This is a genomic window from Jatrophihabitans sp. YIM 134969 (assembly GCF_054456675.1).
Map to the genome: position 1 here is coordinate 1 of NZ_JBTJEQ010000099.1, position 3,566 is coordinate 3,566.

The following is a 3,566-nucleotide window of genomic DNA, read 5'->3' on the forward strand; positions in this document are numbered from 1 at the left end:
GTGCGGGTGACGCCGCCGCGGCGGTCGCGGCGGGCGGCAACGCCCTGGGCGCGGGCAGCGACCAGATCGCGGTCGACCGGGCGTTCGCGGACGCCCGCTCCGGCGACGGCAACGGCGGTCTGCCGGGCCTGCCGACCTCGCTCACCATCGCGGCGATCGCCGCCCTGGCCGGGGCCTCCGTGCTCTGGTTCGCGCGGCGCCGGCTCGCCCGGACCTGAGCGACCGGACCTGAGTGACCGGACCTGAGACCGGGGCTGGGACCACCCCGGGCCCGTTCCGGCGGAGGCCGCGACCCTGCGTCTCCGGTACGCTGGAGCGGTTGGCCAGCGCCCGGAGTCTCCGGATCCGCAGCCTGCACCTCCTGCCACGGAGAGACCGTGGCCGACCGAGTCCACAGGAGGACTGAGCGTCAGCATGCGCAAGTACGAAGTCATGGTCATCCTGACCCCCGATCTCGACGAGCGGACCATCGCGCCCTCGTTGGACACCTTCCTCAACGTGATCAAGAACGACGGCGGGACCGTCGACAAGGTCGACGTCTGGGGCCGCCGTCGGTTCGCGTACGAGATCGACCACCACGCCGAGGGCGTGTACGCGGTCCTCGACATCACCGCGAACCCGTCGGCCGTCACCGAGCTGGACCGTCAGCTCAACCTCAACGAGTCGGTGCTCCGGACCAAGGTCCTGCGCCCGGACGCCCGGTGATCTGATGGCCGGCGAAACCGTCATCACCGTGGTCGGCAACCTCACCGCCGACCCCGAGCTCCGGTTCACGCCGTCGGGTGCGGCCGTCGCGTCGTTCACCGTCGCGTCCACCCCGCGCACCTTCGACCGCCAGACCAACGAGTGGAAGGACGGCGAAGCGCTGTTCCTGCGCTGCTCGATCTGGCGCCAGGCCGCGGAGAACGTCGCCGAGTCGCTGACCCGTGGCGCCCGCGTCATCGTGTCCGGCCGGCTCAAGCAGCGTTCGTTCGAGACCCGTGAGGGCGAGAAGCGCACGGTCATCGAACTCGACGTCGACGAGGTCGGCCCGTCGCTGCGGTACGCCACGGCGAAGGTCAACCGCACCTCGCGGGGTTCGTCCTCCGGGGGCGGTTTCGGCTCCGGTGGCGGTGGCGGCGGCGGTGCCCCGGCCGACGACCCGTGGAGCTCGGCGCCGTCCGCACCCTCGGGTGGCGGCGGCAACGACTACACCAGCGACGAACCCCCCTTCTAGACCCCGACTCCGCCCGCTGACCGCGTCAGCGGACACCACGTAGCAGAGGAAGATCCCAGACATGCCGAAGCCTCCGATCCGGAAGCCGAAGAAGAAGGCCAACCCGCTCAAGGCCGCCAAGATCGAGTACATCGACTACAAGGACGTGAACCTGCTCCGCAAGTTCATCTCCGACCGCGGCAAGATCCGCGCCCGTCGCGTCACCGGTGTGACCTCGCAGCAGCAGCGGCAGATCGCCAAGGCGGTCAAGAACGCCCGCGAGATGGCGCTGCTGCCGTACACCTCGACCGCGCGCTGAGCGCGCTGACCAAGGAGCACCACCATGAAGCTCATCCTCACCCGTGAGGTCAGCGGTCTCGGTACCGCCGGTGACATCGTCGAGGTCGCCGACGGCTACGGCCGCAACTACCTGGTCCCGCGTGGCGACGCCATCGCGTGGACCAAGGGCGGCGAGAAGCAGATCGCGCAGATCAAGCGCGCCCGCGACTCCCGCGTGATCCGCGACCGCAGCCACGCGGCCGAGATCAAGAACCAGCTCGAGCAGCTCACCGTCACCCTCGCCGCGCGCGCGGGCGAGGGCGGCCGGCTGTTCGGCTCGATCAGCTCGGCCGACATCGCCGGCGCCGTCAAGGCCGCCGGTGGCCCGCTGCTCGACCGCAAGACCGTGCACCTGCCGGGCCACCTCAAGACGACCGGCACCTTCGACGTCACCGTCGAACTGCACCCGGACGTCGTCGCGACCGTTCCGGTCACCGTCACCGGCAGCTGACACCCGCACCACCGCACCACCGCACGTCGCACAGACGGCCCCGTCCTCCTCACGGAGGGCGGGGCCGTCGTCGTGTGCGGGCCCGGACCGCGTTCACGTGAACGCGGTCGGGCTGGGCACCCGTGCACCCACTCGGGCAGGTGCGGGGCCCGGACGCCCTCAGCACCGGCGCGATCGGGCCGGCTGACCTCGCCGTGCGGACGCAACCTTGGGGATCCCGATCTCCGAGACCGGCGGCGTCGGCGCCGGACCGGTCGACGCACACCCCGGTCCGACGGGGTGGACGCCGGGGGGCGGGGGAACGCCGGGCCGACTCGTGGGTCCAGCTGGTCGAGCGGGCGGCCGCCGCGTTCACGTGAACGCGGTGGGGACGGGTGGGTGTGCACCACCGGTGCAGTTCGGTGGCCCGGACCGCGTGCCCGCACCCCCGCACCACGGCACCACCGCACCCCCGCACCCCCGCACGACGCAGACGGCCCCGGCCTCCTCACGGAGGGCGGGGCCGTCGTCGTGTGCGGGTCCGGACCGCGTTCACGTGAACGCGGTCGGGCTTCGCGTCAGTGGCGGTGCGCCCCCACGTGGACCTTGCGGGAGCCGACGACCGCGCCGGTGACGGCGAGCATGAACGCGCCGGCGACGAGCGCCCAGGTGCCCAGGGCCAGGCCGCCGAGGGTCTGGAACGGACCGGTGTTCGCGAGCATCGGCACGGTGGTGGACGGCGTCGGGCTCGAGGCCGGGGTGGTGGCGACCAGGGGCGTGCCGGGTCCGACGGACGCGCTGGCGAGGTCGAGCTGCAGGGCGGTCGGGACGCCCCCGCCCATGCTCGGCAGCACCGCGAGCTGCAGCGCGGTCTCGGTGAAGGTCTGGTCGTCGCCGGTCGACTGGACGTTCGCGGTGAGCGCCAGCAGCGCCGACAGCGCCGAGCCCAGCTGGCCGAGGACGGTGCCGAGCGCGCCGCCGAGGGCGTTGAAGGCCGTGCCGAGCGGGGCGGTCAGCGTCGTGAAGTCCGGCAGGAACGCGCTCAGCGCCTGGGCCGTGATCGGCACCGGGATCCCCGCGACGCTGACGGTGACGCCGCCGAGCGAGGCGATGAAGGCGTCGCGGGCGGTGTCGAGCTGGGTGGTGAGGGCGTCGACGATCTCCTGGGCGATGCCCGGCAACGCCGCCACGATCAGCGGCACCAGGTCGGTGTTCGGGTCCAGGGCGTTGATGTTCTTCCCCGTGGCCTTCTCGATGATCGGCACGAGGTCCAGTGAGAGCGTCCCGGCCGCGAGGTCTGCCTCGTAGCCCGGGCCGGACACCGACGTCAGGGCGGCGAGCAGGCCCGCGGGGTCGGGCAGGTCGCCCGAGAGGGTCAGCACGCCGCCGGCCGGCAGGGCGGCCGTGGCGTCGTCGACGGCGGCCTGGACGGCGGCGCGGACGGCCGTCGCCGACGTCGTGAGCGTGCCGAGCAGGTCGGTGAGCGCGGTGCCGGCGGTGATGTCGAGCTTCAAGCTGCCGATGTTGTAGCTGCCGCCCGCGGCGCCGAGCGCGCCGCCGGTCCCGAACGGGGCGCGGGTCGCCCGCCCGGCGAGCGCGCCC

At 73.1% G+C, this 3,566-nt stretch carries 6 protein-coding genes; 5 read left to right on the plus strand and 1 reads right to left on the minus strand.

What is annotated here, in order from left to right:
• The 5 genes from ACXR2U_RS23930 to rplI form a co-directional block, all read left to right on the plus strand.
• Window positions 1-218: hypothetical protein (locus tag ACXR2U_RS23930; protein WP_458827602.1), on the plus strand; the 218-nt coding region annotated here is incomplete at its 5' end.
• Window positions 219-414: 196 nt separating this feature from the next.
• Window positions 415-705: a 30S ribosomal protein S6 gene (rpsF, locus tag ACXR2U_RS23935; RefSeq protein WP_458827603.1), complete on the plus strand. Its 291-nt coding sequence runs from the start codon at window positions 415-417 to the stop codon at window positions 703-705.
• A 4-nt stretch (window positions 706-709) separates the two neighbouring features.
• Window positions 710-1,216 (plus strand): single-stranded DNA-binding protein, encoded by a 507-nt coding sequence (locus ACXR2U_RS23940; protein ID WP_458827604.1) that lies wholly within the window; start codon window positions 710-712, stop codon window positions 1,214-1,216.
• 61 nt (window positions 1,217-1,277) lie between these two features.
• Window positions 1,278-1,514, plus strand: a complete 237-nt coding sequence (gene rpsR / locus ACXR2U_RS23945; RefSeq protein ID WP_458827605.1) for a 30S ribosomal protein S18 — start codon at window positions 1,278-1,280, stop codon at window positions 1,512-1,514.
• A gap of 24 nt (window positions 1,515-1,538) precedes the next feature.
• A complete protein-coding gene (gene rplI, locus ACXR2U_RS23950) occupies window positions 1,539-1,985 on the plus strand; it encodes a 50S ribosomal protein L9 (RefSeq protein WP_458827606.1) in 447 nt (148 codons plus the stop codon).
• A 557-nt stretch (window positions 1,986-2,542) separates the two neighbouring features.
• Here the strand turns inward: rplI and ACXR2U_RS23955 are convergent.
• Window positions 2,543-3,566: hypothetical protein (locus tag ACXR2U_RS23955; protein ID WP_458827607.1), on the minus strand; the 1,024-nt coding region annotated here is incomplete at its 5' end.